The 23,265-nt window shown below is 61.6% G+C and carries 18 protein-coding genes; 10 read left to right on the forward strand and 8 right to left on the reverse strand.

What is annotated here, in order from left to right; all coding sequences use genetic code 11:
- Positions 1-21: 21 nt before the first annotated feature.
- The 6 genes from H7C18_RS06620 (at position 22) to H7C18_RS06645 (ending at position 9,703) form a co-directional block, all read left to right on the forward strand.
- Positions 22-1,347 (forward strand): glycoside hydrolase family 125 protein, encoded by a 1,326-nt coding sequence (locus H7C18_RS06620; protein WP_185128247.1) that lies wholly within the window; start codon positions 22-24, stop codon positions 1,345-1,347.
- Entirely contained in the window at positions 1,340-4,465 is a 3,126-nt protein-coding gene (locus H7C18_RS06625) for an alpha-amylase family protein (protein ID WP_185128248.1), read from the forward strand. The genes H7C18_RS06620 and H7C18_RS06625 overlap by 8 nt, the downstream gene beginning before the upstream one ends.
- Before the next feature lie 3 nt (positions 4,466-4,468).
- Positions 4,469-7,195, forward strand: coding sequence for an alpha-mannosidase (locus H7C18_RS06630; protein ID WP_185128249.1), 2,727 nt, complete (start codon positions 4,469-4,471; stop codon positions 7,193-7,195).
- 415 nt (positions 7,196-7,610) lie between these two features.
- On the forward strand, positions 7,611-8,372 hold the full coding sequence (locus tag H7C18_RS06635) for a sugar phosphate isomerase/epimerase family protein (RefSeq protein ID WP_185128250.1): 762 nt from the start codon (positions 7,611-7,613) through the stop codon (positions 8,370-8,372).
- 249 nt (positions 8,373-8,621) lie between these two features.
- Positions 8,622-9,128 carry a hypothetical protein gene (locus tag H7C18_RS06640; RefSeq protein WP_185128251.1) on the forward strand — a complete coding sequence of 169 codons (507 nt, stop codon included), beginning with the start codon at positions 8,622-8,624 and terminating at the stop codon, positions 9,126-9,128.
- Positions 9,125-9,703: a hypothetical protein gene (locus H7C18_RS06645; protein WP_185128252.1), complete on the forward strand. Its 579-nt coding sequence runs from the start codon at positions 9,125-9,127 to the stop codon at positions 9,701-9,703. The genes H7C18_RS06640 and H7C18_RS06645 overlap by 4 nt, the downstream gene beginning before the upstream one ends.
- A gap of 653 nt (positions 9,704-10,356) precedes the next feature.
- On the opposite strand, the gene H7C18_RS06650 is transcribed toward H7C18_RS06645, so the two are convergent.
- From H7C18_RS06650 to H7C18_RS06670, 5 genes are all read right to left on the reverse strand, one after another.
- The gene (locus H7C18_RS06650) at positions 10,357-11,448 is read right to left on the reverse strand and encodes a sensor histidine kinase (protein ID WP_238357521.1); all 1,092 of its coding nucleotides are present in this window, start codon (positions 11,446-11,448) and stop codon (positions 10,357-10,359) included.
- Entirely contained in the window at positions 11,438-12,127 is a 690-nt protein-coding gene (locus tag H7C18_RS06655; RefSeq protein WP_185128253.1) for a response regulator transcription factor, read from the reverse strand. The genes H7C18_RS06650 and H7C18_RS06655 overlap by 11 nt, the downstream gene beginning before the upstream one ends.
- Positions 12,128-12,173: 46 nt before the next feature.
- The gene (locus tag H7C18_RS06660) at positions 12,174-12,788 is read right to left on the reverse strand and encodes a DedA family protein (RefSeq protein ID WP_185128254.1); all 615 of its coding nucleotides are present in this window, start codon (positions 12,786-12,788) and stop codon (positions 12,174-12,176) included.
- A gap of 1 nt (position 12,789) precedes the next feature.
- Positions 12,790-13,359 (reverse strand): class I SAM-dependent methyltransferase, encoded by a 570-nt coding sequence (locus H7C18_RS06665; protein ID WP_185128255.1) that lies wholly within the window; start codon positions 13,357-13,359, stop codon positions 12,790-12,792.
- A gap of 83 nt (positions 13,360-13,442) precedes the next feature.
- A complete protein-coding gene (locus tag H7C18_RS06670; RefSeq protein ID WP_185128256.1) occupies positions 13,443-14,633 on the reverse strand; it encodes an MFS transporter in 1,191 nt (396 codons plus the stop codon).
- A 111-nt stretch (positions 14,634-14,744) separates the two neighbouring features.
- On the opposite strand from H7C18_RS06670, the gene H7C18_RS06675 reads away from it, so the two are divergent.
- Positions 14,745-15,716 (forward strand): helix-turn-helix transcriptional regulator, encoded by a 972-nt coding sequence (locus H7C18_RS06675; RefSeq protein ID WP_185128257.1) that lies wholly within the window; start codon positions 14,745-14,747, stop codon positions 15,714-15,716.
- An 87-nt stretch (positions 15,717-15,803) separates the two neighbouring features.
- On the opposite strand, the gene H7C18_RS06680 is transcribed toward H7C18_RS06675, so the two are convergent.
- From H7C18_RS06680 to H7C18_RS06690, 3 genes are all read right to left on the reverse strand, one after another.
- Positions 15,804-16,844, reverse strand: coding sequence for an NADH:flavin oxidoreductase (locus H7C18_RS06680; RefSeq protein ID WP_185128258.1), 1,041 nt, complete (start codon positions 16,842-16,844; stop codon positions 15,804-15,806).
- Between the two features lie 184 nt (positions 16,845-17,028).
- Positions 17,029-17,622, reverse strand: a complete 594-nt coding sequence (locus H7C18_RS06685; RefSeq protein WP_185128259.1) for a TetR/AcrR family transcriptional regulator — start codon at positions 17,620-17,622, stop codon at positions 17,029-17,031.
- 53 nt (positions 17,623-17,675) lie between these two features.
- Positions 17,676-18,668, reverse strand: coding sequence for a phosphotransferase family protein (locus tag H7C18_RS06690; RefSeq protein ID WP_238357522.1), 993 nt, complete (start codon positions 18,666-18,668; stop codon positions 17,676-17,678).
- Positions 18,669-19,079: 411 nt separating this feature from the next.
- Between H7C18_RS06690 and H7C18_RS35700 the strand changes: the two genes are divergently transcribed.
- The 3 genes from H7C18_RS35700 (at position 19,080) to H7C18_RS06705 (ending at position 22,997) form a co-directional block, all read left to right on the forward strand.
- Entirely contained in the window at positions 19,080-20,615 is a 1,536-nt protein-coding gene (locus tag H7C18_RS35700) for a sialate O-acetylesterase (protein WP_185128260.1), read from the forward strand.
- A gap of 96 nt (positions 20,616-20,711) precedes the next feature.
- Complete coding sequence (locus H7C18_RS06700) at positions 20,712-21,548, forward strand: carbohydrate ABC transporter permease (protein WP_185128261.1); 837 nt, start codon at positions 20,712-20,714, stop codon at positions 21,546-21,548.
- A gap of 54 nt (positions 21,549-21,602) precedes the next feature.
- Positions 21,603-22,997 carry an ABC transporter substrate-binding protein gene (locus H7C18_RS06705; protein ID WP_185128262.1) on the forward strand — a complete coding sequence of 465 codons (1,395 nt, stop codon included), beginning with the start codon at positions 21,603-21,605 and terminating at the stop codon, positions 22,995-22,997.
- Positions 22,998-23,265: the final 268 nt, after the last annotated feature.

A 23,265-nucleotide genomic window follows, 5' to 3' on the forward strand; every position in this document is an offset into this window, starting at 1 on the left:
TCAAAGGAGCGACTGAAGACCGTGGAACAATTCCGCTTGCCCCAAATTCCGATGCCCAAGCTGCCGCTGCCCGCCGCCGTCCAGAACGTGCTGGCGGAAGCCGAGGAGCGCCTGAAGCATCGGCCGAAGCTGCTTCGGCTGTTCAAGAACTGTTTCCCCAACACGCTGGAGACGACGACCAAGCTGCTGGACGACGGGACGACGTTCGTCATTACCGGCGACATTCCCGCCTCCTGGCTGCGCGATTCCGTGGAGCAGGTCATCCACTACGTGCCGCTGGCCAAGGAAGACGCGGATTTGCAGCGAATCATCTCCGGACTTATTCGCCGGCATGTCGCCTACATCCTGGTCGATCCGTATGCGAACGCTTTTAACGAGAAGGCCAACGATTGGCACTGGAACGCCACCGACGGAACCGAGATGTCCCCGTGGGTATGGGAGCGCAAGTTCGAGATCGACTCGCTGTGCTTCTCGATGCGCCTGGCTTATCGCTATTGGAAGGAGACCGGGCGGGCGGACGTGTTCGATGCCGACTTCAAAAAAGCGATCCGAACGGTCGTCGACCTGTTCAAAACCGAGCAGCGCCACTTCGAGCGCTCCCCGTACCGGTTCACGCGCGACAACGGCATTTTGCACGATACGCTGCTGAACGACGGGCTCGGCATGCCGGTCAACTACACGGGCATGGTCTGGTCCGGCTTCCGCTCCAGCGACGACGCGTGCGACTTCCACTACAACGTCCCGGGCAACATGTTCGCGGTCGTCGCGCTGCGGCACATGCAGGAGTTCGCCGAATGGGTGTTCCGCGACATGGACCTGCTGGCCGAGCTGAAGCGGCTGGAGATCGAGATCGACACCGGCATCAAGCGGTACGGCATCTACCGCCATCCCGAGTTCGGTCCGATCTATGCCTACGAGACGGACGGGTTCGGCAACTATTGCCTGATGGACGACGCGGGAACGCCGGGCTTGATGTCGATTCCGTATCTCGGCTACACGTCGGCGGAGGATCCGATTTACGTCAATACCCGGCGCTTCGCGCTGAGCAAGGAGAATCCTTTCTATTACGAGGGCAAAGCGGCCCGGGGCATCGGCAGCCCGCATACGCCGCCCGATTATGTGTGGCATATGGCGCTCTCCATGCAGGGGCTGACGGCATCGACGGCGAAAGAGAAGCTGGAGATGATTGCGATGCTGGAAGCGACGGACGCGGACACCGGGTTCATGCACGAAGGATTCCATGTCGACGACCCGGCCGTCTTTACGCGGAAGTGGTTCGCTTGGTCCAACAGCCTGTTCTCGCAACTTGTCTATCAAGCGATGAAGGATGGATTGCTCGATGGCTAACGTATTGATTTTGCTGGACCCGGCGTTCCCGGGCGCGCCCGAATGGGCGGAAGCGGAGGCCCGGAAGCTGGCCGGTCTCGGCGAAGTCGTTCGCGCGGACGAATTGGCGGAGCGGCTGCGGCTAACCGACGCCGATTGCTTCGTTTCGCTGCATGCGCCGTATTTTCCGGTCGAGGCTTGGGAGGAGCTGCTCTTATTCCTGAAAAAAGGCCGCGGCCTGCTGAGCGCGGGCGGAGCCCCGTTCCGCCGGCCGGTCGCGCGGGAGGACGGACAGTGGCGCGTTCTCGCGGAACAGACGGCTTACCATCGCCAGCTTCGCATTCACGAGATGCTGGCGGTGAAGCCGGATCCGATCGTCCGGCTCGCGGCTTCCGCCGAGATCCCCTTGCTTCAGGGACAGGAAGCGCTGCTCGACGCCGCCGGAACGTGGAACCTCGTTCCGCACGTGACGAAGGCGAGCGACCTGCCGCATCAGATGGGCTCGGCGGGCCCGATGGACGCGCACATCCACGCCCTGCTGAAGGGCGTCTCGGCCGAAAACCGCGAAGTGGCGGCGCCGGTCGTGCTGTGGGAGAACACGAAGGGCGATTTTGCCGGCGGGCGCTGGCTGTTCGTGAATCAACCGCTCGGCAGCGGGTTCGCAGAGCGCGGAGGTCTGGAAGCGCTGGCCGCATGGGCGCGCTTCTGCGCCCGGGGCGTCACCGAGCTGTGGCTGAAGCCCGGCTACGCTTCCTATGAGCCGCACGAGCGCCCGATGCTGACGCTGCAGGCGCAGAAGCTGGGCCGCGGCGCGTCGGCTGCGGCGGGCCGGACGGCTTGGACGTTCTCGCTGGAAGTCCGCCGTGCCGATGCGAATGAGCCGGTGTACTCGGAGCGGCTGACCGTCGAAGCGGGAGCCGAACTGGAGCTGCGGCGCATTCCCGTGCCGATCGACGTGACGCCCGGCGAATACGCCGTATGGTGCCGCGCCGAGTCGGCGGAAGGGGAAATCCGCGTGCTGCGCCAAGGCTTCTGGGGCGCCGATGCAGAGCTGCTGGCCGAGGGCGAGCCGGTCCGCGCGGGCCGGGACTACTTCGAGAAGGACGGCCGCCCGCTGCCGGTCGTCGGCATGACGTACATGACGTCGGACGTGGCGCGCAAATTCCTGTTCCTGCCGAACGTCGCGGTATGGGACCGGGACATGGCGCAGATGCGGCGCGCGGGCATCAACTGGATCCGCACCGGCATCTGGACCGCTTACCGCAACGTGATGCAGGTGGACGGACACGCCTCCGAGGAGGTTTTGCGCTCGGTCGATGCGTTCCTCCTGACGGCGAAAAAGCACGGGCTTCAAGTAACGTTTACCTTTTTCTCGTTCACGCCGGAGACATGGGAGGGCGTCAATCCGTTCCTCGATCCCCGCAGCGTCGAGGCCCAGAAGCGGTTCGTCCGCTCGATCGCGAGCCGCCATGCGAAGACGGCGAACGTCGATTGGGATCTCATCAACGAGCCGTCGATGTTCGATCCGGCGCGCATTTTCTCGGATGGCCCGCGTTCCGCGCGGGACCGGTTCGAGCAGGCGGCGTTCGCCGAGTGGCTGGAGCGCCGGCACGGGCGGATCGAGACGCTGCGCGAGCGCTGGGGGATGACGCCGGGCGAGCTTCCGAGCTTCGCCGCGGCGAAGCCGCCGGAGCCGGACGAGATCAACTTCGACGTGCAGGACATGCATCAGGGCAAGCGGGGAACGCGCTGGCTCGACTGCGTGCTGTTCTCGATGGACATGCACAACCGGTGGGCGAAGCAGCTGTATGACGCGATCAAGGACGTCTGCCCGGATCACATGGTCACCGTCGGCCAGGACGAGGCGCTCGGCGCTCAGCGGCCGTCTCCTTTCTTCTATGGCGAGGCGGTCGACTATACGACGGTCCACTCCTGGTGGCTGAACGACCAACTGCTGTGGGACGGCATCTTCGCCAAGACGTCGGACAAGCCGAACCTCGTGCAGGAGACGGGCATCATGTACGTCGAGACGCCGGAAGGGCTGGCCAAGCGAAGCGAGGAAGAGCTTCGCGCGATGCTGGAGCGCAAGTACGCGTATGCGTTCGCGACCGGCGGCGCGGGCGCGGTTCATTGGATCTGGAACACGAACTTCTATATGGACAACGCCAACGAATCGCATATCGGAGCGCTGCGCGCGGACGGAACCGAGAAGCCGGAAGCGGATGTGTCCTACCGGTTCGGGGCGTTCATGGAAGCGGCGCGGGACCTGTTCCGCGACCGGGAGCTGGAGGACGTCGCCGTCGTGTTCCCTTACTCGAACGACTTCTCCAACCGCAAGCTGGCGATCGAAGCGACGGCGAGGCTGACGCGCGTGCTCGCTTACGAGCTGAACGTGCCGTTCCGCGGCGTGTCCGAATACGATCTGCAGCCGCTTGCGAAAGATCCGGCGAAGCTGATAATCCTGCCTTCCGCGCATAACGTGGACGACGAGGCGCTGGCCGAACTGCTCTCCATCGTCGACCGGACGGGGGCGACGCTGCTGTTCACCGGCCCGGCGGGCCTTGACGCTTACTGGCGCCATACGGATCGCCTGACGGATACGCTCGGCGTCCGCACGCTCGGCAACGTCGTGCGCGAGGAGCGGCTGGCCGTCGGCGGCCGGACGTATCCCGTCTCTTACGGCGCGCGGCGGATCGCCGAAGTCGCCAAGGAGACGCAGACGGGTCAAGCGGAGGCGGCCGCTGCGGTCTTCGACGTTCCATACGGAGGCGGCCGGCTCATCTGGTGTCCGCTGCCGGTGGAGCTGAACGGACGGAACGAGCCGATCGAGGCGCTGTACCGCTACGCGCTCGAGGCCGCCGGCTATCGTCCGGCGCTGGAATGGCTGGAAGGCGGCGAGCTGCCCGGCGTTTACGGCCGGAAGCTCAAGTTCCGCGACGGGGCGCTGTTCGTGTTCGTCTCGGAATCGGCTTATGACGAGCCGATCCGGGTTCGGGACGCGGCGACCGGAGCGGTCTATTCGTTCACGCTGGAGAAGGAGCGCGCGGCGCTGTTCTCCGTCGATGCGGAAGGACGAGTGGTTACGGTTTATCGGCCGGGAGAGGTCGAAGTCCGCACGGAAACGGAAGGGAGGGCGTAAGCCATGAGCAACCCGAAACGAACGGCCCACATCATCTCGCACTCCCACTGGGACCGCGAATGGTATTTGCCGTATGAGAAGCACCATGTCCGGCTGATCGAGCTGGTCGACACGCTGATGGACACGCTGGCCCGGGATTCGGAATACCGCAGCTTTTTCCTGGACGGGCAGACGATCATTCTGGAAGATTATCTTCAAGTCCGGCCGGACCGCCGGGCCGAGCTGGAGAAGTGGATTCGCGAAGGCCGGATCCGCATCGGGCCCTGGTACATCCTTCAGGACGCGTTCCTGACGAGCGGAGAAGCGAACCTGCGCAACCTGCTCATCGGACACCAGGACGCCCGCCGCTACGGGCAAATCTCGAAGATCGGCTACTTCCCAGACACGTTCGGGAACATCGGACAGGCTCCGCAAATCCTGCGTCAGGCCGGCATCGACAACGCCGTGTTCGGCCGCGGGGTGAAGCCGACCGGGTTCAACAACACGGTTGCCGACTCGGACTACGAGTCTTCTTACTCCGAGCTGCTGTGGGAGGGGCCGGACGGCTCGCGGGTGCTCGGCATTCTGTTCGCGAACTGGTACAGCAACGGCAACGAAGTGCCGGCCGATCCGGCGGAAGCCAAGGAATACTGGGACCGCAAGCTGGCCGACGCCGGCAAATACGCGTCCACGGGCGAGCTGCTGTATATGAACGGCTGCGACCACCAGCCGATCCAGACGGACCTGTCCGAGGCGATTCGCGTCGCCAGGGAGCTTTATCCGGACACGGCGTTCGTCCACTCGAACTTCGAGGATTACTTGAAGGCGGTCCGGGATTCGCTGTCGGGGGAGCTGTCGGTGGTGAAGGGCGAGTTGCGCAGCCAGCGGACGGACGGCTGGTCGACCCTCGTGAATACCGCTTCGGCGCGCGTGTACCTGAAGCAGATGAACCAGAGGGGCCAGACGCTGTTGGAAAAGGTGGCCGAGCCGCTGGCGGCGATGGCGCATCTGCAAGGCGAAGCTTATCCGCAGCCGCTGCTTACGTATGCCTGGAAAACGCTCATGCAAAATCACCCGCACGACAGCATCTGCGGCTGCAGCGTCGACGAGGTGCACCGCGAGATGGTGACCCGGTTCGCGAAGAGCGCGCACGTCGCCGAGACGATCGTGGACGCGGCGAAGCAGGCGCTGGCGGACAAGGTCGACACGACCGTCTTTGCCCGCTATGGCGAGGATCCGCTGCCGCTCGTCGCGTTCAACACGACCGGCCGTTCGCGGACGGGCACGGTGGAGCTGGAACTCGATGCCGCGCGCATCTACTTCCGGGAAGGCGTGCCGTCCGGCGAGATGATCCGGCGGATGAAGGAGCTCGACCTCGGCCGGCGCGCGCTGGTCGACGCGGAAGGCCAAGCGGTCATCTGCCGCGTGGAGGACCTCGGCCTGCAGTTCGGCTACGACCTGCCGGACGACAAGTTCCGTCAGCCGTACTGGTGCCGCCGCGTCCGGCTGACGTTCGAGGCCGCGAACGTGCCGGCTCTCGGCTCAAAGGCCTACGCGTGGGTTCGTTCCGCCGCCGCGCCGGAAGCGGGCTCGCTCGTTCAGGGCGAGCGCACGCTGGAGAACGCGGCGCTGCGCGTCGACGTCGCGGACGACGGAACGCTGACGGTAACGGACAAGGCGAGCGGCCGGACGTATCGCGATCTGCTGATCTATGAGGACACCGGCGACATCGGCAACGAGTATATGTACAAGCAGCCGGACGGCGAGAAGCCGCTCACGACGAAGGGCCTTGCCGCCGAAATCCGCGTCGTTGAGGATGCTCCGTACCGGGCGGCGGTCGAGATCGTGCACCGTTGGGCCGTTCCGGCTTCCGCGGATGCGCTGTTCGAGGCCGAGAAGCAGGAGGCGGTCTACTTCCCCGAGCGCAAGGCGCAGCGGGTGGCCGAGACCGTCCCGCTCACGATCCGGACGATCGTCAGCCTGGAGCGGGGCGGCCGCGGCGTGGGCGTGAAGACCAGCTTCGACAACCAGGCCAAGGACCATCGCGTGCGCGCGCTGTTCCCGACCGACCTGGCCGCTTCCGTTCATCGGGCCGACGCGATCTTCGAAGCGGCGGTTCGTCCGAACGAGCCGGCGGCCGAATGGGTGAATCCGAGCAACGCCCAGCACCAGCAAGCGTTCGTCGACGTCAGCGAAGCCGCCGCGGGGCTGACCGTCGCCAATCGCGGCCTGAACGAATACGAAGTGCTGCGCGACGGCCGCAATACGATCGCCGTCACGCTGCTTCGTTCCGTCGCCGAGCTGGGCGACTGGGGCGTGTTCCCGACGCCGGAAGCGCAATGCCTCGGCGAGCACACGGCCGAGCTGATGCTCATTCCGCATGCTGGAGACGGCGCCGCGAACGGCGCTTACGAGGAAGCTTATGCCTTCCAGGTTCCGTGGACGGCGGCGCAGACCGGCGTACACGAAGGCGAACTGGCGCCGGTTCGGTCGGTTCTGACCTGGGAAGGCGAAGGGCTCGCGTTCTCCTCCATGAAGATCGGCGAGGAGGACGGAAGCCTCATGCTTCGCTGGTACAACCTGCGGCCGCAAGCGTCGGAGCTGACGCTGCGGGTGAAGGATGCCGCCTCGCTGTACAAGAGCAACGTGCTCGAGCGGACGGGTCCCACCATCGCGGCAGCAGACGCCTCGGGCGAGGTGGCCGTTCCGGTTGGCCCGTGCGAGATCGTCACGCTCGGCGCGAAGCGATAAGGCATCGCGTCGGCGGCTCATTGAAGAAGGCTGCGGATACGATGAGGATCATCCGAACGAGCGGATGAGCGCATCGTCCCCATCAGCTAAGCGGTGAAAAACATCGTATCGACAACCCTCTGCTGGGGTTTTCGCGAGAGCCAATGACCGGATACGATACGAAACATCCTATGCGGAGCGGGTTGCGAAGAAGTGAAGTATTCGTGCGATGATTTGCATCGCGACCGACACCGGCGGCTCAACCCTCCGGATACGCATCGCTTCTGCCAAATGCCATAAGAACAGGGCAAAATTCGAAGTCGCTGTCCGGAACGCTTTTCCGATATAATAAATAGGTACACATGCGCGCGGAGCGCGCCGGCGCGAAAGTCCGGCGATCCCGCGCGCCATATCGGACAAGGTGGTGCTCGAGTTTATGGCCAAACCGCAAGTAGGCATTCAAATGTATTCGGTTCGAGATATGTGCGCCGAAGATTTCCTGGGCGCAATCCGGCAGATCGCCGGTATCGGCTATCGCAACATCGAGCTGGCAGGCTATTACGGCGTCTCCGCCAGCGAATTGAAGGCGACTCTCGCCGACGTTGGAGTGAACGCTCCTTCGGCCCACATCGGTCTTGATCTCAAGCAGCCGATCGCGGACCAAGTGAAGAAGCAGCTGGAGTACGCCCTGGAGCTGGGGCTCAAGCGTTACATCGTTCCTTACTATCCTCTCGGCGACAACCCGACCGAGGACGACGTCGCCAAGATGGCGTCCATTCTCGAAGAAGCGGCCGCGATCGTCACGGAAGGCGGACTCGAGTTCGGCTACCATAACCATGCGTTCGAATTCAAGAAAGTGAACGGAACGCCGGCTATCGACCTGCTGCTGGCCCGCGTGTCCCCGAAGCTGCTGTTCGCGGAATTCGACCTCGGCTGGGTCAAGGTAGGCGGAGAAGATCCGGCTGCTTACGTGAAGAAGTATGCAGGCCGCGTGCCGGTCGTCCATGCCAAGGACTTCAAGGCGGACGGTTCGGACGCGGAGATCGGCAAAGGCTCCGTCGATTGGGACTCCGCTCTGGCCGCCGTCGAAGAGGTGGGCGTCGAGTACGTCATCATCGAGCAGGAGCAGTACGAGGTTTCTTCGCTCCAAAGCGCGAAGAACAACCTCGAATGGTTCAAAAATCGCGGCTGGAACTGAATTTCGTTCGGTCTCTGGCGACATGGAAGAAGCCCGCAGGCGGGGAACCGCCGCGGGCTTCTTTGTCCATAAAGAACGGATAGGTTCCCGGGGTCTCCGCAAAGAATCTGAGAAAGCTTCGAGGCTAAGCCCCGCTTCGTGGGGTTATTTTGCATTTTTGCAGCAAAACCGTTTACGGTCATGAAATATATGTGTATTTTGGGATAGAGTGAGAAATCCGAAGGGATAAATCAGGAGTTGAAGAGTATCATGAACCGAATCGGCCTCGCTATGACCGTCGTCCGAAGAACGATCCTCGTGGTTCTCGTTGCCATCCTGTTGGCTCACTATATTCAGCGATGGGCCCAAGACCTGGGGCAGGATAGAGGAATCAACGACCCGATGAAAGAGCTGCAGGCGGACGGAGCCGTTACGGAAATCCCGGTCGGCCGGACGGTTCTTATCGACCGGGACCGCTTTACCGCGGATGCCGTATATGTGACGCAGAAGCAGATTATGGTGACCTACACTTACCATATCAAACAGGCGAAACACGGATGGTCTTTTCCGGCGACGTCGCTCAAGCTCGTCATGCCGGACGGCCAACAATTGTATGGGCGCAGCTCGGGCTCCCATGGCACTTCTTGGGGAGAGCGGGGATACATTTTCTACGGCCTGCCGAATCAACCGGCGGATCGCGCGACGCTCGTCTACGACATCTACGACCGATTCGCCAAGATCGAGCTCCCGCTCGCGAAAGCGGGTGAAGACGCTTGAACAAAAGAACGCTATTCGCGATTGCCGAGTGGGCCGCCGTTCTGCTGCTGATCTGGTTGTTCTATCGCTCGGACATCATCTTCCCGCACGGATCCTCCACGCCCGAGCAAGCGCACCGGCTCTCGGAAAGCAGCTACCACTACGGTCCTTCCAAAGTTGTGCGCAAAGTTGCGGCACCTTTCGATCCGGATCGGGTGGTCTTCCTCGGAACGTACAAGATTTGGTTCTCCGCGGACACCGTGGTTCGGAAAAGGGGAGGCTGGTGGCCGAACGGAGGAGTCGCGGGAGTCGAGATCGATCGCGATAAGCCTTTCTCTTACAGTTGGGAGGGCTCCGCGACTCAAGATTCCCTCATGGCGTACAAATTTTACGGTTACGTAACCGACGATCGCATCTCGGCCGTCGAGTTGCTCCTGACGGATCGGAATACGGGCAAGTCGACGCCGATGCGCGAAGAGATTGGGGCCGACCGCATGTTCCTCTTCCTGTGGGAAGCGAATGACGACAGCAGGATGCAGGCGGTTCGCGGTCTCGACAAAGAGGGAAGCGTCGTCTACGAGCAGGAGCTAGGCTAGGGCGCGGCCCGTTTGTCGGGCGTTTGAACGACAGCCTTTGCGGCGGGCGTTAAGCGGCTTGGAGCTTGCGGCGAAGGATGAGAGCCCTGAACTCCACGGCATCTAACGAAACTACACGTTCTTATGAGGCTCAAAAAAGGGAGTTTTGAATTCTAACGAATCTGAGCAATCTTATTTGCCCCGACTTGACCGGAAAACGGCGATTCCCTGGCTCATAAGATCTGCTCGTTTCGTTACGTTCTGCTAACCCCCGATTTTGAAGAAATAGCGTTTCTTGGTTTCGTTAGAGGCGGCTGCCTCGTCGTCACCGAGAACATCGTCTCCATCTCCGCCGGCCCTTCATCGCCCCCAACTCGCGCTACCAACCCGCTCGGCGAACACAAACCGCCAACTCCTCACTCAGCGAACACAAACTACCAACTCCTCACTCAGCGAACATGTACCGCAAACTCGCTTAGCTTACACGAACCCCCAACTCGCACCGCCAACTCGCGCTCTGTCAACTCGCACCGCCAACTCCACACTGCCGACTCGCTCAGCTTATACGAGCGCCAACTCGCTTTGTCAACGCCCACGGGGCCGTTCGCCAAGTGCTGAAAACCTTGTTGATCTGTGCCTCCAAAGGAAGCAAGATCCGGAAATCGCGGCCTTGATCACCGCGCCTCCAAAGGCAGCTCGATCCGGAAATCGTAATGGCCGTCCGAATGGATCAAGCGGACGTCTCCGCCGTGAAGCCGCGCGATGCTTCTCGCGATCGAGAGTCCAAGGCCCGATCCGCCGCCGAACACAGACCCTTTCGCTCTCGAGTCGTCGGTCTTGTAGAACCGTTCGAACAGTCGCTCTTCCTGCTCCGGGCCGATCGGCTCGCCGTCGTTCTCCACGCGGATCGCCGCCTGTCTCTTCGATCCGACCGCCGCGGTTTCCAGCGACAGCCGGATCACCCCCGGCTTCACGGAGAACTTCAGGGCATTCATGAACAGATTATCGACCGCCCTGCGGATTTTCTCGGGATCGAGCTCCATGAAGAGCGGGGCCGGGGGCAGCGCCGTAACGACGGAGATGCCGCTCTCCTTGGCAAGCGGATGGAACTCGGACTCGATCTGGTGAAGCAGCTCCCGAAGATCGACGCGCTGCTTGAGAAGCCGGGCTTCGCGCGTCGTCAGCCGCGTGTATTCGAACAGGTCGTCGATCAGCGCCTTTAACTGAAGCGCCCTGTTGTACGTGTTGCCGACGAACCGTTCGTACTCGGAATCGTCCCGGTACGCCTTGTTCCGCAGCAGCTCCAGATAGCCGACGATGCTGGTCAGCGGCGTCCGCAAATCGTGGGAGATGCCGGTGATCAGCTCCATCTTCGCCTGCTCCGACCGCCGCTCTTTCTCGATCTGCCGCTCCAGCTTCTCCGCCATCGAATTGATGTTCTCGGCGATCTTGCCCAGCTCGTCGGCTCTCGGCGCCGGAATCCGGTAGCGCAGATCCCCGCCCGCGATAACCTCAAGGCCGTCGGCCAAGCTCAGCAGGTAGGCGACGGTTCGGCGGGTCAGCAGAAAAAAGCACAGAAAAAACAAAAAGCTGAACGTAAGCAGGGACAAAATCACGTTATAAACCGCCTGGTGCGGAACTTCGGGGACCTTCGGAATGACGGTCGAGACGACGCCGGCGATCAGAACGCTCGCGACGACCGACCACAGCATGTGGGCCCGAATGCTTCTACGGGCGGACAGGCGGGCAAGCGGATTAGGGCTCAACTTTGTATCCCACTCCCCATACGGTTTTGATATACCGGGGTTCGCGGGGATTCTGCTCCAGCTTCTCCCGAATGTTGCGGATATGAACCATGACCGTATTGTCCGAGTATCCCGCCCGTTCCTTCCATACCTTCTCGTAGATCTGGTCGGCGTGAAAAACCTGTCCTCGGTGGGACGCAAGCAATTCGAGAATGGCGAACTCCAGAGGCGTGAGGGCGACGGGGCGGCCGAGGACGGTCACTTCGTGGCGCGCGAGGTCGATCGTCAAATCCTGGACGCGGAGGACGGTTTCGGCTTCGGCGTCCGCCGCTCCGTAGCTTTGCCGGCGCAGCTGCGCCTTCACGCGGGCCAGCAGCTCCAAAGGGCTGAACGGCTTGGCGACGTAATCGTCGGCGCCGGTCGACAGCCCCGTGATCTTGTCGATCTCCTCTTCCTTGGCGGAGAGCATGATGATCGGAACGTGCGAGGTTTTGCGAATTTGGAGGCATGCCCGGATCCCGTCAAGGACCGGCATCATGACGTCCAGGATGACGAGCTGAACGGACTCCTCGCCGGCGATCCGCAGCGCTTCCGCGCCGTCCGCCGCCTCGAACACCCGATAGCCTTCGTTGCGCAGATAAACATGAATGACTTCGCGAATGTCGGGATCGTCATCCGCGACGAGAATGGTTGTTTTCATGCCGGCTTCTCACCCGCTTGTTCGAATAATCCGACGCATGACTCGATTATAACAGACCGTCGGATCCGGCGCGTCTCCGCCGCGATCGGAGGATGGCCCAGCAGACGGCGGTCACGGCGGCGAGCCACAGAACGCGAATCCCGTGCTCGTAAAGCGAATAGCCGATGTCCCGGGCATGGGAACCGAATGCGAGACCGATCGAGAAAAATACGGCCGTCCAGACCAAGGAGGAGGAATAGGCGAGCAGGGCGAAGCGGGCGTAACGGGTACGGCCGGCACCTGCCCCATAAGGAACGAGATGGCGTACGACCGGGATAAAATAGCTGAACAGGAGTGCAAGATCGCTATGCTTGCCCAGCAGACGCTCCGACCGGCGCAGCGCCGTTCCGACGCCGCGGCGGCGGCTCAGTCGGTCGATCAGGCCGGGGCCGAGCTTTCGGCCCATCGCGTACCCGAACGTCAGGCCGCACGCGACTCCCAGGTACGTCGCAAGAAAGGCCGATCCTCCGGGGAGCGCTCCGGAGCCGGAGAGGGCGCCGCCAGAAACGACGACGACCTCGTTCGGAATCGGCAGCCCGATCAGGCCGAGCCACAGCGAGAAGAACAGCGCCGCGCACCCGAATTGGCCGACCCATACCGCCCATTGATCGTAGAGCGCCATGTCAGTCCCTCCTTTTCCGGCAGACATAGACGAAAGCCGGAGGGAGGTTCAGCGCCACGAAGCCGATCCGCTCGATCTCGAACGCAGCCGCGAGCCGCTTCTTCATCTGCAGCGAATATTGGAAGGCGACGAACAGGCCGTCCGGCTTGAGCGCGCCTTCGATCTGCCCGATCAGGCGGGACCGGAGACTCTCGGAAAAGTTATAAAACGGCAGTCCGCTGACGATGCCGTCCAGAGGCTCCAAGCCGGCGCGCTCCAGAACGTCCAGCACGTTCTCGGCGTTCGCGAAGCAACCGTACTGGGGATAGGCTTCGGCGAGCCTTCGCCGCATCTTTGCGTCCTTTTCGAACAAATAAACGTTCGTGCTTGGCCTCGCCCGCTTCGCGATCTCGCGGGTAATGGCCCCGGTGCCCGCTCCGAGCTCCGCCACGGAGACGGCCTTTTCCCATGGAATGGGGCGGGTCATCGCTTCCGCGAGAAACCGCGAGCTCGGCGCGACGCTTCCGACTTGCTTCGGGTCTTGCACGAATTTGCGGAAAAAAATCCGGCTTTCTTCGCTTAGGATGGGCATTTTCAGACACGCTCCCCGGTTCGTTCATGGCCCTCATTTTAAGCGCCAAAAATAAGGAACCGGGTAGGGAATTTCTGAAGAAATCATAAAGATTCCCGTTCGAGAACCGCCGATGCCTGCTTCCGTTCCAAAATTCCGCTCGCAAGGAACGAGGCCAGAGACAGCGCCATGAAGCAGGCGGAGACGGCGCCGATGGCGGCGTAGCCGTCGGAGCGGGCATAGAGCAGACCGGAGATCGAAGCGCCGAGCGTCGTCGCGGCGTTCATCGTGGCGGTCGAGAGGCTGGAGATCGTGCCCCGGATCCGGGCGTTCAGCGAATTGAGCAGCCCGACGATCAGCGGGAACAGCGTGCCGAGAACGGTGAAGATGAAGAAGTAGGCGCCTGCGACGGCCGCGGCCGACGGAAGATGCGGCATCGCCAGATAGAGGGCGACCAGCGCGGCGAATGCGCCGGCGAATGTGGCGCGAAGGCCGATCGCTTGGGAGATCCGGGCGCTGACCAGACTCCCCGCGAAATTGCCGAGCCCGACGAAGATCATCACGTAGCCGATCGAGCCGACGGAGAGATCGAAGCGGTCGGATAGCCATTTGCCGAGAAAAGAAAACGAAACGCCGCTCCCGAGATGGATGAAGAGATAGGCCAGAAAAGCGCCTCTTGCCTTGCCGCTCGCGAGCAGCGGCACGTACCGCCCGAGCACGGAACGTTTCGCCGCTTGGCTCCCGGCGGCCGGCTTCAGATCGGGCATCGCAAGGAACGCGAAACCCGCGACCGGCAGGGAGGCTCCCCCGATCGCCCAGAACGGAACGGACCAATGAAGCGCCGCGAGTCCGCTGCCGATCGGCACCCCCAGCGCCTGAGCGGCGGCGAGTCCCGCGAATACGACTCCGAGCGCTTTGGGGATGCGGGCGGGCGGAAACAGCGCGGGGATGGACGCCCATACTTGCGGCGCCGCGAACGCGGCGCTGACGCCGGCGAGGAACCGCAGCAGGCACATCGTCCAGAAGTCGGGCGCGAACCCGCACAGGATCGTCGAAGCAGAGAAGCCGAGAAGGCCGCACAGCAGCACCGTCCGGCGGTTCCAGCCGTCCGACAGCGGCCCGGCGATCAGCGCGAACGCGGCGGCTCCGAGCGTATAGGAGCCGACCATCCAGCCGGCCCGCCCGGTAGATACTTGAAACAGATTTTGCAGCGTCGGAAGAAGCGGGGAGATCAGGAACGTGTCGGTTCCGATCAGGAACATGACCAGAAAGAACAGGGCGGTATATTTTGGCATTGTCGCTCACTCCTCAGGGGATGGTTGCTCTCCGTGCCTATCGTAAGGCATAATGGTGACAAAACATGTCAACAACCATTCGCATCTTTTCAGAAAAAGGAGCGGAGCGGAATGCCCAAGTCCAAACGGCTGATGGAGCTGATGATGACCGTCAACCGGAAGCGCAGGTTCAAGGTTCAGGAGCTGGCCGACGAATTCGGGGTCTCGAAGCGGACGATTCTGAGGGATTTGCAGGAACTGAGCGAGCTCGGGGTGCCGCTTTATTCGGAGGTGGGCCCGCACGGGGGCTACCAGGTCGTCCGGGAGCGGGTGCTGCCTCCGATCGCGTTCACCGAGGGCGAGGCGGCGGCGATGTTTTTCGCGGTGCACGCGCTGCGTCATTATTCCTCGCTTCCGTTCGAAGCGGAATCCGCTTCGGCGCTCAGCAAGTTCTATCTTCATATGCCCGGGGACGTTCGCGACCGGATCGACCGAATGAAGGACCGGGTCGACTTCGTGACGCCGACCCGCCGGGGAGACGCGCCCTGCTTGGCCGTTTTGCTCGACGCGGCCGTGCGGCAGCAGGTGCTCGTCGTCGAATACGAGTCGAAGGAGGGGGCCGCGCAGCCCCGCCGCATTCAGCCGGTGTGCATCTACGCGAACAACGGCCTTTGGTACTGCACGGCTTACTGCTACTTGCGGCAAGGCTTCCGCGTCTTTCGCTGCGACCGGATCCGGGAGGCGGCGCACGACGGTTCCGGGCAGGAGCCGCTCGACCTCGGCGATATCGGCTTGAGCCGCAAGGGCGCGACCCCGCCGAGAGAGCCAGTCCGGCTTCGGGCGTCGCTGACGCGGTCCGGCGTGCAGCGCTGCGAAGGCGAGCTGTGGCTCGGGCCGATGCTTCGGGTGGGCGAAGACGGAAGCGGAGAGCTGGAAGGGAGCGTGCCGCGGGGAGACGTTCCTTTCTTCGCGGAGTTTTTCATTGGAATGGGCAAGAACGCGATCGTCTCCGAGCCGGCCGAGCTGCTGGAGGAGATTCGAACGCAGCTGGCGGATTTGTCCGCGAAGTACAGAGGAGGAAGCGAGCCGGCGACATCCCGGTGAGGATAAGGGCCGGATCGCCCGGGAGACGGCTTCCGCCGCCGATAACATAAAGACACCGGGGGAAACTCCGGTGTCTTTACGTTATTCTTAATGCAGAGTCTGCAGCGCTTCGCGCGTAAAGGGGACCAGCTCATCCCACCGGCCGTCGCGGATCTTGCTCGCCCAGGCGGGATCGATCAACAAGGCTCGGCCTACGGCGACCAGATCGAACTCTCCGCGCTCCAGTCTCTCGATCAACTCGTCGATGCCTGCGATGCCCGCTCCTTTGCCTTCGGCAAAGAGGCTTGTGAATTCCGTGTCCAGGCCGACCGATCCGACCGTAATCGTCGGTTTCCCCGTCAGCTTCTTCACCCAGCCGGCCAGATTCAGCTCGGAGCCTTCGAACTCGGGCTCCCAGAAACGGCGGGTGGAGCAGTGAAACACATCGACTCCCGCTTCGATTAACGGCTTCAAGAACTGCTCCAGTTCAGCCGGCGTCGCCGCCAATTTGGCCCCGTAGTCGGCCGACTTCCATTGCGAGAAGCGAAGCACGATCGGAAAGTCCGGTCCGACCGCCTCGCGGCAAGCTTCGATCACTTCCACCGCAAAGCGGGTGCGCTTCAGCATGTCGCCGCCGTATCGGTCGGTGCGCGGGTTCGTTTTCTCCCAGAAAAATTGGTCGATCAAATATCCGTGCGCGCCGTGAAGCTCGATGCCGTCGAAGCCGAGCCGCTTGGCTTCGGCTGCCGACCGGGCGAATGCTTGAACGATGGCGGCGATCTCCGCTTCCGTATAATCGCCGACTTGGCCGCGGGCTCCCATATGCCAAATCTGAGGGATGATCCGTCCGCCCGCTTCATGCACCTCGGCCACCACGTTCGCCCAACCGTTTAATGCGGCTTCGCCGTATAGGTGCGGAACGTTCGGTTGATTGGACGCATCCGGATGATCGACGATCGTGCCTTCGGTCACGATCAGTCCGACGTTGTTCTCCGCTCTGCGGCGATAATAGGCGGCCACATTCGGACCTGGCACGCCTTCGGGGGAAAATTGCCGGGTCATCGGCGACATGACGATGCGGCTGGACAGCGTAAGATTTCCGACAGAGAACGGTTGGAACAAGGCTTGCACGGATGTAGAGTTAGTCATGGACAACCTCCAATTGAAGTTTATGATTGATTTTTGCAGAAAGTTTATACTTGACTACGAAGTCAAGAAAAAGGCAAAAAATCACCGCAAAAGCGGTTGTGTGCTCCGGCTGCGCCCGCAAAATCCCTAAGCCCCACCTCCTTTAACGCGCGTCCGCAGATCCCGGCTGCGGGAACGCCCGATTCTAACGGGCGTTCTCCGACACCATGAGCGCAACGGACGTATGCAGCACCGCCGCGATCTGTTCCGGGGAAGCGCCGGACTTCTCCATGAGCTTCGCCCCGCTGAGTGCGTTGTTCAGGTAAGCGGCAAGCTCCTTGCCGCTGCGGCGATTCGTAACGAGCTCTTGCTCCTGGCCTTCGCGAATGATCTTCTCGAGAATACGTTCGGTCTGATCGAACATCAGCGTAACCTCGCGGTTGACTTCCCGGTCGTCTTCTCCGAATTCCAGCGCGGAATTGACCATCAGGCAGCCTCGGCGCAGCGTTTCTTCGTTCTGGTACAGCGTGGAATCGCAGACGGCCTCCAGCTTCTTCAAAGGCGACACCTCCCGGGAGGCCAGCTCTTCCAGCATCGCTACGCTCTGTTCGCGGTACAGCGCCAACGCTTTGAGGAACAAGTCCCGCTTGTCCTTGAATACGCAGTACAAGCTTTGCTTCTTCACCTGCGTCGTGCGGGTCAAATCTTCATAGGAAGTCGACTTGAAGCCTTTCGTCCAGAACACTTCCATGGACTGGCGAAGCGCTTGATCGACATCAAACTCTCTTGGTCTGCTCATAGGGGCATCATAACAGTTCTTGACCACGAAGTCAAAAATAATGGCGGCGCAAACTACGCCCACTCCTCCATCATTCGGAGCGCGTTCCGGGAATGGGCTTCCGCAAGGCCGCGGGCGAACGCTTGATCGGGGAATCCCCGATGCAGCAGTTTAAGCCCTCCGGCCGTCAGGGACAGGAAGTGGTGATAACGGTAAAACCGCATTCGGTCGGGATCCAGTGAGGGATTCGCGAAATATCGGTAGCTCTCCCCGAAGCGGAACTCCAGAAAACTGTGCTCGTGCTCGATATCGAAATACTCCGCTCCCTCGATATCGATCAAATAAGGTTCAAGCTGTCCATTGACCAACACATGATCGGGGCCGAGCTCTCCATGAATCAAACCGTAGCGATGACGCGGCTCGATTCGGGATTCCAGCCGGTTCAGCGCGTCCAGCAGCCGGTTCCGGTTCGTCCGGAAGCTGTCCAGGTGGTTGGCGGCGTATGCGAGCTGCTTCCGGGCGTTCTCGAGCTGCACAAGGTGGCAGGAGCGAAGGGCGGTTCCTCCCGGGGCGTCAGAGCCGCCGGTTTTTCCCCAAAAAGTTCTTTCGGTTGCATGCATGGTGCTCACCATCTCGCCGATTTTCCGCATGACGCGATCTTTCGCCTTGGCATCGCCGCCGTTCAAACAAGTCTCGGCTTTGGGGCCGTCGATATATTCGACAAGCGCATAATCGAACGGATACCGATCTTTCTTCCTGTTCAGCGAGTACAGGCCGGGCGTGCGGACGCCGAGCCTCGTCAATTCGTGATGGTTCGTCTCGAATAACTCGCTGCCATACGACCACGCCTCGGGCTCCATCACCTGCAGATCCTCGCGAAAATAATTGACGCCGAGATCCCACACGTACAGCACGCAGGCGAATCCGTCCGCGCATTCGACCTTATAAACCGCTTTTTGAGCGCCGCCGCTCATTCTCTCGACCCGCGCGATCAGACAGGCGGAACCGAATAATCGCCTCATTTCCTCTTGCAAGTCAGACCGCTTCAGGTGGCAGACATCTTCCATTGGCATGAGACTCCTTCGTTCGGAAAGTTTGCCGGCCGGCGGTCTTAATGTATCGCGATTCGAGCCGAAAATATAGACTGTTTGTCGGCGATCGTTTATGATGTTGAATAGGGTCTGCCTTGTTGAACGGCAGTGCATAAACCGAGTGCCGGACACACTCGGCCTATACAATCGGCTTGGATGGGCTTCCCTTCAAGTTGATTAGAGGACAGAAAACCCACCTGTGGCGCAAACCTTGGGGTGGGTTTTTACTTTCTCTTGTCATTATTCGCGATGTAAGATAATCCCCCTCCCAATGTCCCCATTCTATAAAAACAAGTCGGATGGCTATAAATACGAAGTTCGCCCGAAGCGGTAAACTAAAATAAATTGAAAGCGATTACAATACGCAGATCGGGGGCGAGACGGAACGTGAGCGAAAAGGAAGCGAAGCGGGCTGCGGGCGGAGAATGGTCCGTGGACCCGATGTTCGGCGATCATATGGTGCTGCAGAGAGAGACGCAGGTGCCCGTCTGGGGAACGGCGCCGGATGGCGAACGGATCGCGGTGGAATGCAGGGGCGAGAGAGCGGAAGCCATAGCGGCGGATGGCCGCTGGACGGCGCTGCTGCCGCCGCGGCCGGCGGGCGGGCCGTATGAGTTGACCGTCCGGACGGAGCGGGAGGCGGTCGTATTCCGCGACGTGCTGTTCGGCGACGTCTGGCTGGCGGGCGGCCAGTCCAATATGCAGTGGACGCTGAAGGAGTCGGCGGAGGCGGACGAGGAACTGCCGCTGGCGAATTTTCCGGACATTCGCTATTACGATGTTCCCAGAATCGCCTACGAGGACGGCTCCGAACCCCGCCCGGCCGGGGCTTGGAAGGCGTGCAGCCCGGAAAACGCGCGAGACTTTTCGGCGGTCGCCTACCACTTCGCTAAGCAAGTGCAGCGCGAGATCGGCGTTCCGATAGGCATCGTCGGCTGCAATTTCGGTGCGACTTCGGCCTCCTGTTGGATGTCCGAGGAACGTCTCTCCGAAGACAAAGAGCTTCGCGTTTATTTGGACGAATACCGCGAGCAAGTGAAGGATTTCGATTGGGACGCTTATGCGGCGGCGGAGAAGAAGTTTCACGACGACTTCGCGGCGTACGAAGCGAGAGCGGCGGCCGGAATGACCGGCGACGAGCTGGGTTTCGTACCGTGGCCGCCGCCGATCAGCCCGCACAGCTTCATGCGGCCGAACGGCCTGTACGGAACGATGCTCCGCAAGGCGGCGCCGTTCGCGCTGAAGGGCTTCCTCTACTATCAAGGGGAGGGAGACGCCCATAAGCCGCTGCTGTACGACAAGCTGCTGGAGGCGCTGATCGCGAATTGGCGGGCCGATTGGGGGCAAGCCGAGCTGCCCTTCCTGTTCGTGCAGCTGCCGGCGTTCGGCTGCGACGGCGATCCGGACGGAGAAGCGTGGGCGCTGCTGCGCGAATCGCAGGCGATGGTTGCGGAGAGGGTGCCGAACGCGTTCATGGCCGTCGTGCTCGATTGCGGAGAGAAGGACGACATCCACCCGAGGCACAAGCGGCCGGTCGGAGAGCGGCTGGCCCGCCTTGCCATGAACCGCGTGTACGGACTCGACGTTCCCGGCAACGGCCCCGTCTGCGCGGACATTCGCCTCGGGGACGGGCGGGCCGAGCTGCGGTTCGACCATGCAGGTTCCGGCCTCGCCGCGTCGGACGGCCGGGAACCGGCCGGCTTCGAGATCGCCGGAGCCGACGGCGTCTTCGTCCCGGCGCGGGCGGAGATCGCGGGCGATCGCGTCGTCCTGACGTCCCCGGCCGTTCCGGAGCCGCGCTTCGTACGCTACGGCTGGGCCAATTACACGGAGGCCAACCTGACGAATGCGCACGGGCTGCCGGCGGGATCGTTCCGGTCTCGGCGCGCGGGCAGGGAGGAAGGCGATGTCGCCAAATTATAAAAACCCGACGCCTAATCCAAAAGACGGTGCCTTCGGCCGGACGTACAATGAAGGAGCTGTTGCAAACGGATTCAACGGAGATGGGAGAGTCGAAACATGACTTTGAGATCGAACGCGCTGCTCCACCGGATCGTCGTCTACCTTCTGCTTTTGCTCGGAAGCGCCGCGTTTATCCTGCCGCTGCTCTGGCTGCTATCCACCTCGCTCAAAGGGGATATCAATCTGTTCGCCATTCCGCCGGAATGGGTGCCGCACCCGGTTCACTGGGACAACTACAAGAAAGCGGTTCAGTCGTTCCCTTTCCTGCGCTATACGTGGAACACGGTGCTGATCACCCTGCTGAGCATGCTCGGCGCCATGCTGTCCTCGTCCTTCGTCGCTTATGCTTTCGCCAGGCTCCGCTGGCCGGGACGGGACATCTGGTTCGTGGTCCTGCTGGCGACGATGATGCTGCCGGCGCAGGTGACGATGATTCCGCTGTTCATCCTGTTCAAGGAGCTGGGCTGGGTCAATACGTACTTGCCGCTCATCGTGCCGTTTTTCTTCGGAAGCGCTTTTTACATCTTCCTAATGCGGCAGTTTTTCATGACCATTCCGAAAGAGCTCAGCGAAGCGGCCAAGATCGACGGCTGCTCGGAAGTGTACGCCTGGTGGCGGATCTTCATTCCGCTGTCGCAGCCCGCTCTGGCCACCCTCGGCATCTTCACGTTTACGCTCGTTTGGAACGATTTTCAGGGACCGCTGATTTATTTGAACGATCCGCACAAATTCACGCTGATGCTCGGCCTTCGCGGCTTCCAGCAGCAGTACGGAACCCGCTGGAACGTCATGATGGCCGCCGCTCTGCTCGTCATGCTGCCGACGCTGGCGCTGTTCTTCTCCTTCCAGCGCTACTTTATCGAAGGCGTGACGCTGACGGGCGTGAAAGGGTAAGTGGCGTTCCGATACTCAAAAAATCGATACGAATGTGGGAGGTCCAACGAAACGATGAATCAGAAAAAGAGTTTCGCCCTTATGCTTGCGTCCGCATTGACGATCGCCGCGCTGTCGGCCTGCGGCGGCAACAACGACAACGGCGGCGCCAGCCCGTCCTCGGCGGCCCCAAGCTCGCCCGCGTCTTCGCCGAGCGGCTCTTCCCCGGCGTCTCCGAGCGCCGGTTCGTCCGCTCCGGCGAACGATGAGCCGGTCACGATTACCTACTGGCACATTTATACCGACGGTCCGATGAAGGATTTGACGGACCAGCTGCTGGCCGACTTCCATGCCCAGCATCCGAACATTACCGTGCAGCAGCTCGGCATTAACTTTTTCGACTATTGGACGAAGCTGTCCACGGCCATGGCGGCGGGCAGCGGCCCGGACCTGGCCCTTAACGACACGAGCACGGTGCCGACCCGCGCCAAGACCGGCGCGATCCTGAGCACGGACGACTTCATTAAGCGGAACGGCGTCAACCTGGACGACTACTTCCCCGTGCTCGTGGACCGGATGAAGTACGACGGCAAGATGTACGGCATGCCCAACGACACGGACGTGCGCGTCCTGTACTACAACAAGAAGATGTTCCAGGACGCGGGGCTCGACCCGAGCAAGCCGCCGGCCAATTGGGACGAACTGGAGCAGTACGCGGATAAGCTGACCAAGTGGAACAAGAACAAAATGCTGGACGTCATCGGCTTCTCTCCGGCGCTCGGCAACCTGCACCTGTGGACGCTGGCCTGGACGAACGGCGGCGACTTCTGGGACGATCAGGGCAACCCGACGTTCAACAAGCCGGAGAACGTGCAAGCGCTCCAATGGGAGAAGAAGATCCAGGACAAATACGGCGTCAAGGCGATGTCCGCTTTCAACTCGCAGGCGAACGCGCTTGGCTACAGCCCGTTCATCGCCGGCAAAGCGGCCATGATCGTCGACGTCAACAATCTGTACCAAGACATCAAGACGAGAGCGCCGGACCTCGACTTCGGCGTCGCCCCGGTTCCTTATGCGAAGACGCCGGCCAGCTGGTCGGCCGGGTTCGACCTCGAGCTGGTCAACAACAAGGACGACAAGCGCGCCGCCGCCGCTTGGGAGCTGATGAAGTATTTAACGAGCGCGGAAGTGCAGGTCAAGATTCATGAGGCCTCCGGCTCGCTGGTGTCCAATAGGAAGGCGGCGGAAGATCCGAAGTTCATGGAAGACCCGAATTGGAAAATGATCGTCGACCAGATGTCCGTCTCCCGGTTCGTCGAGTACGAAGAAGCGATGCCGTCGTGGCACGGCAACCTTGACCCGGTCGAGCAGGCGGTGCTGAACTCGGGCAAGGACCCGCAGCAGGTGCTCGACCAAGCGCAGAAAGACGCCGAGAACGCCGTCGCCAACTTCAAGAAAACGCAAAGCTAAAAGCGTGAGGACGTTCGGTTCAGGGATTTGAACGGGAAATTCTCCCTATATCGCTCATGGCAAGACCATCCGATCCTTGTGAGCCGGAAAACCTCCGCTTCATTTCGATCCAATCGCGTCTATAACCGTCCATGAACAAAAATATAGGGAGGTTTTCCCTTCCAATCGCAAATATCGGAGCCGAAGGCCGGATGGGATGGAGATTTTCCGGTTCGCGACCGTTCGCCCGGAAGTTCCCGGCTCCGTTCGCCGACAAGCACGTTAGACA

The sequence above is a fragment of the Cohnella zeiphila genome (assembly GCF_014212055.1).
GTDB classification, from domain to species: domain Bacteria; phylum Bacillota; class Bacilli; order Paenibacillales; family Paenibacillaceae; genus Cohnella; species Cohnella zeiphila.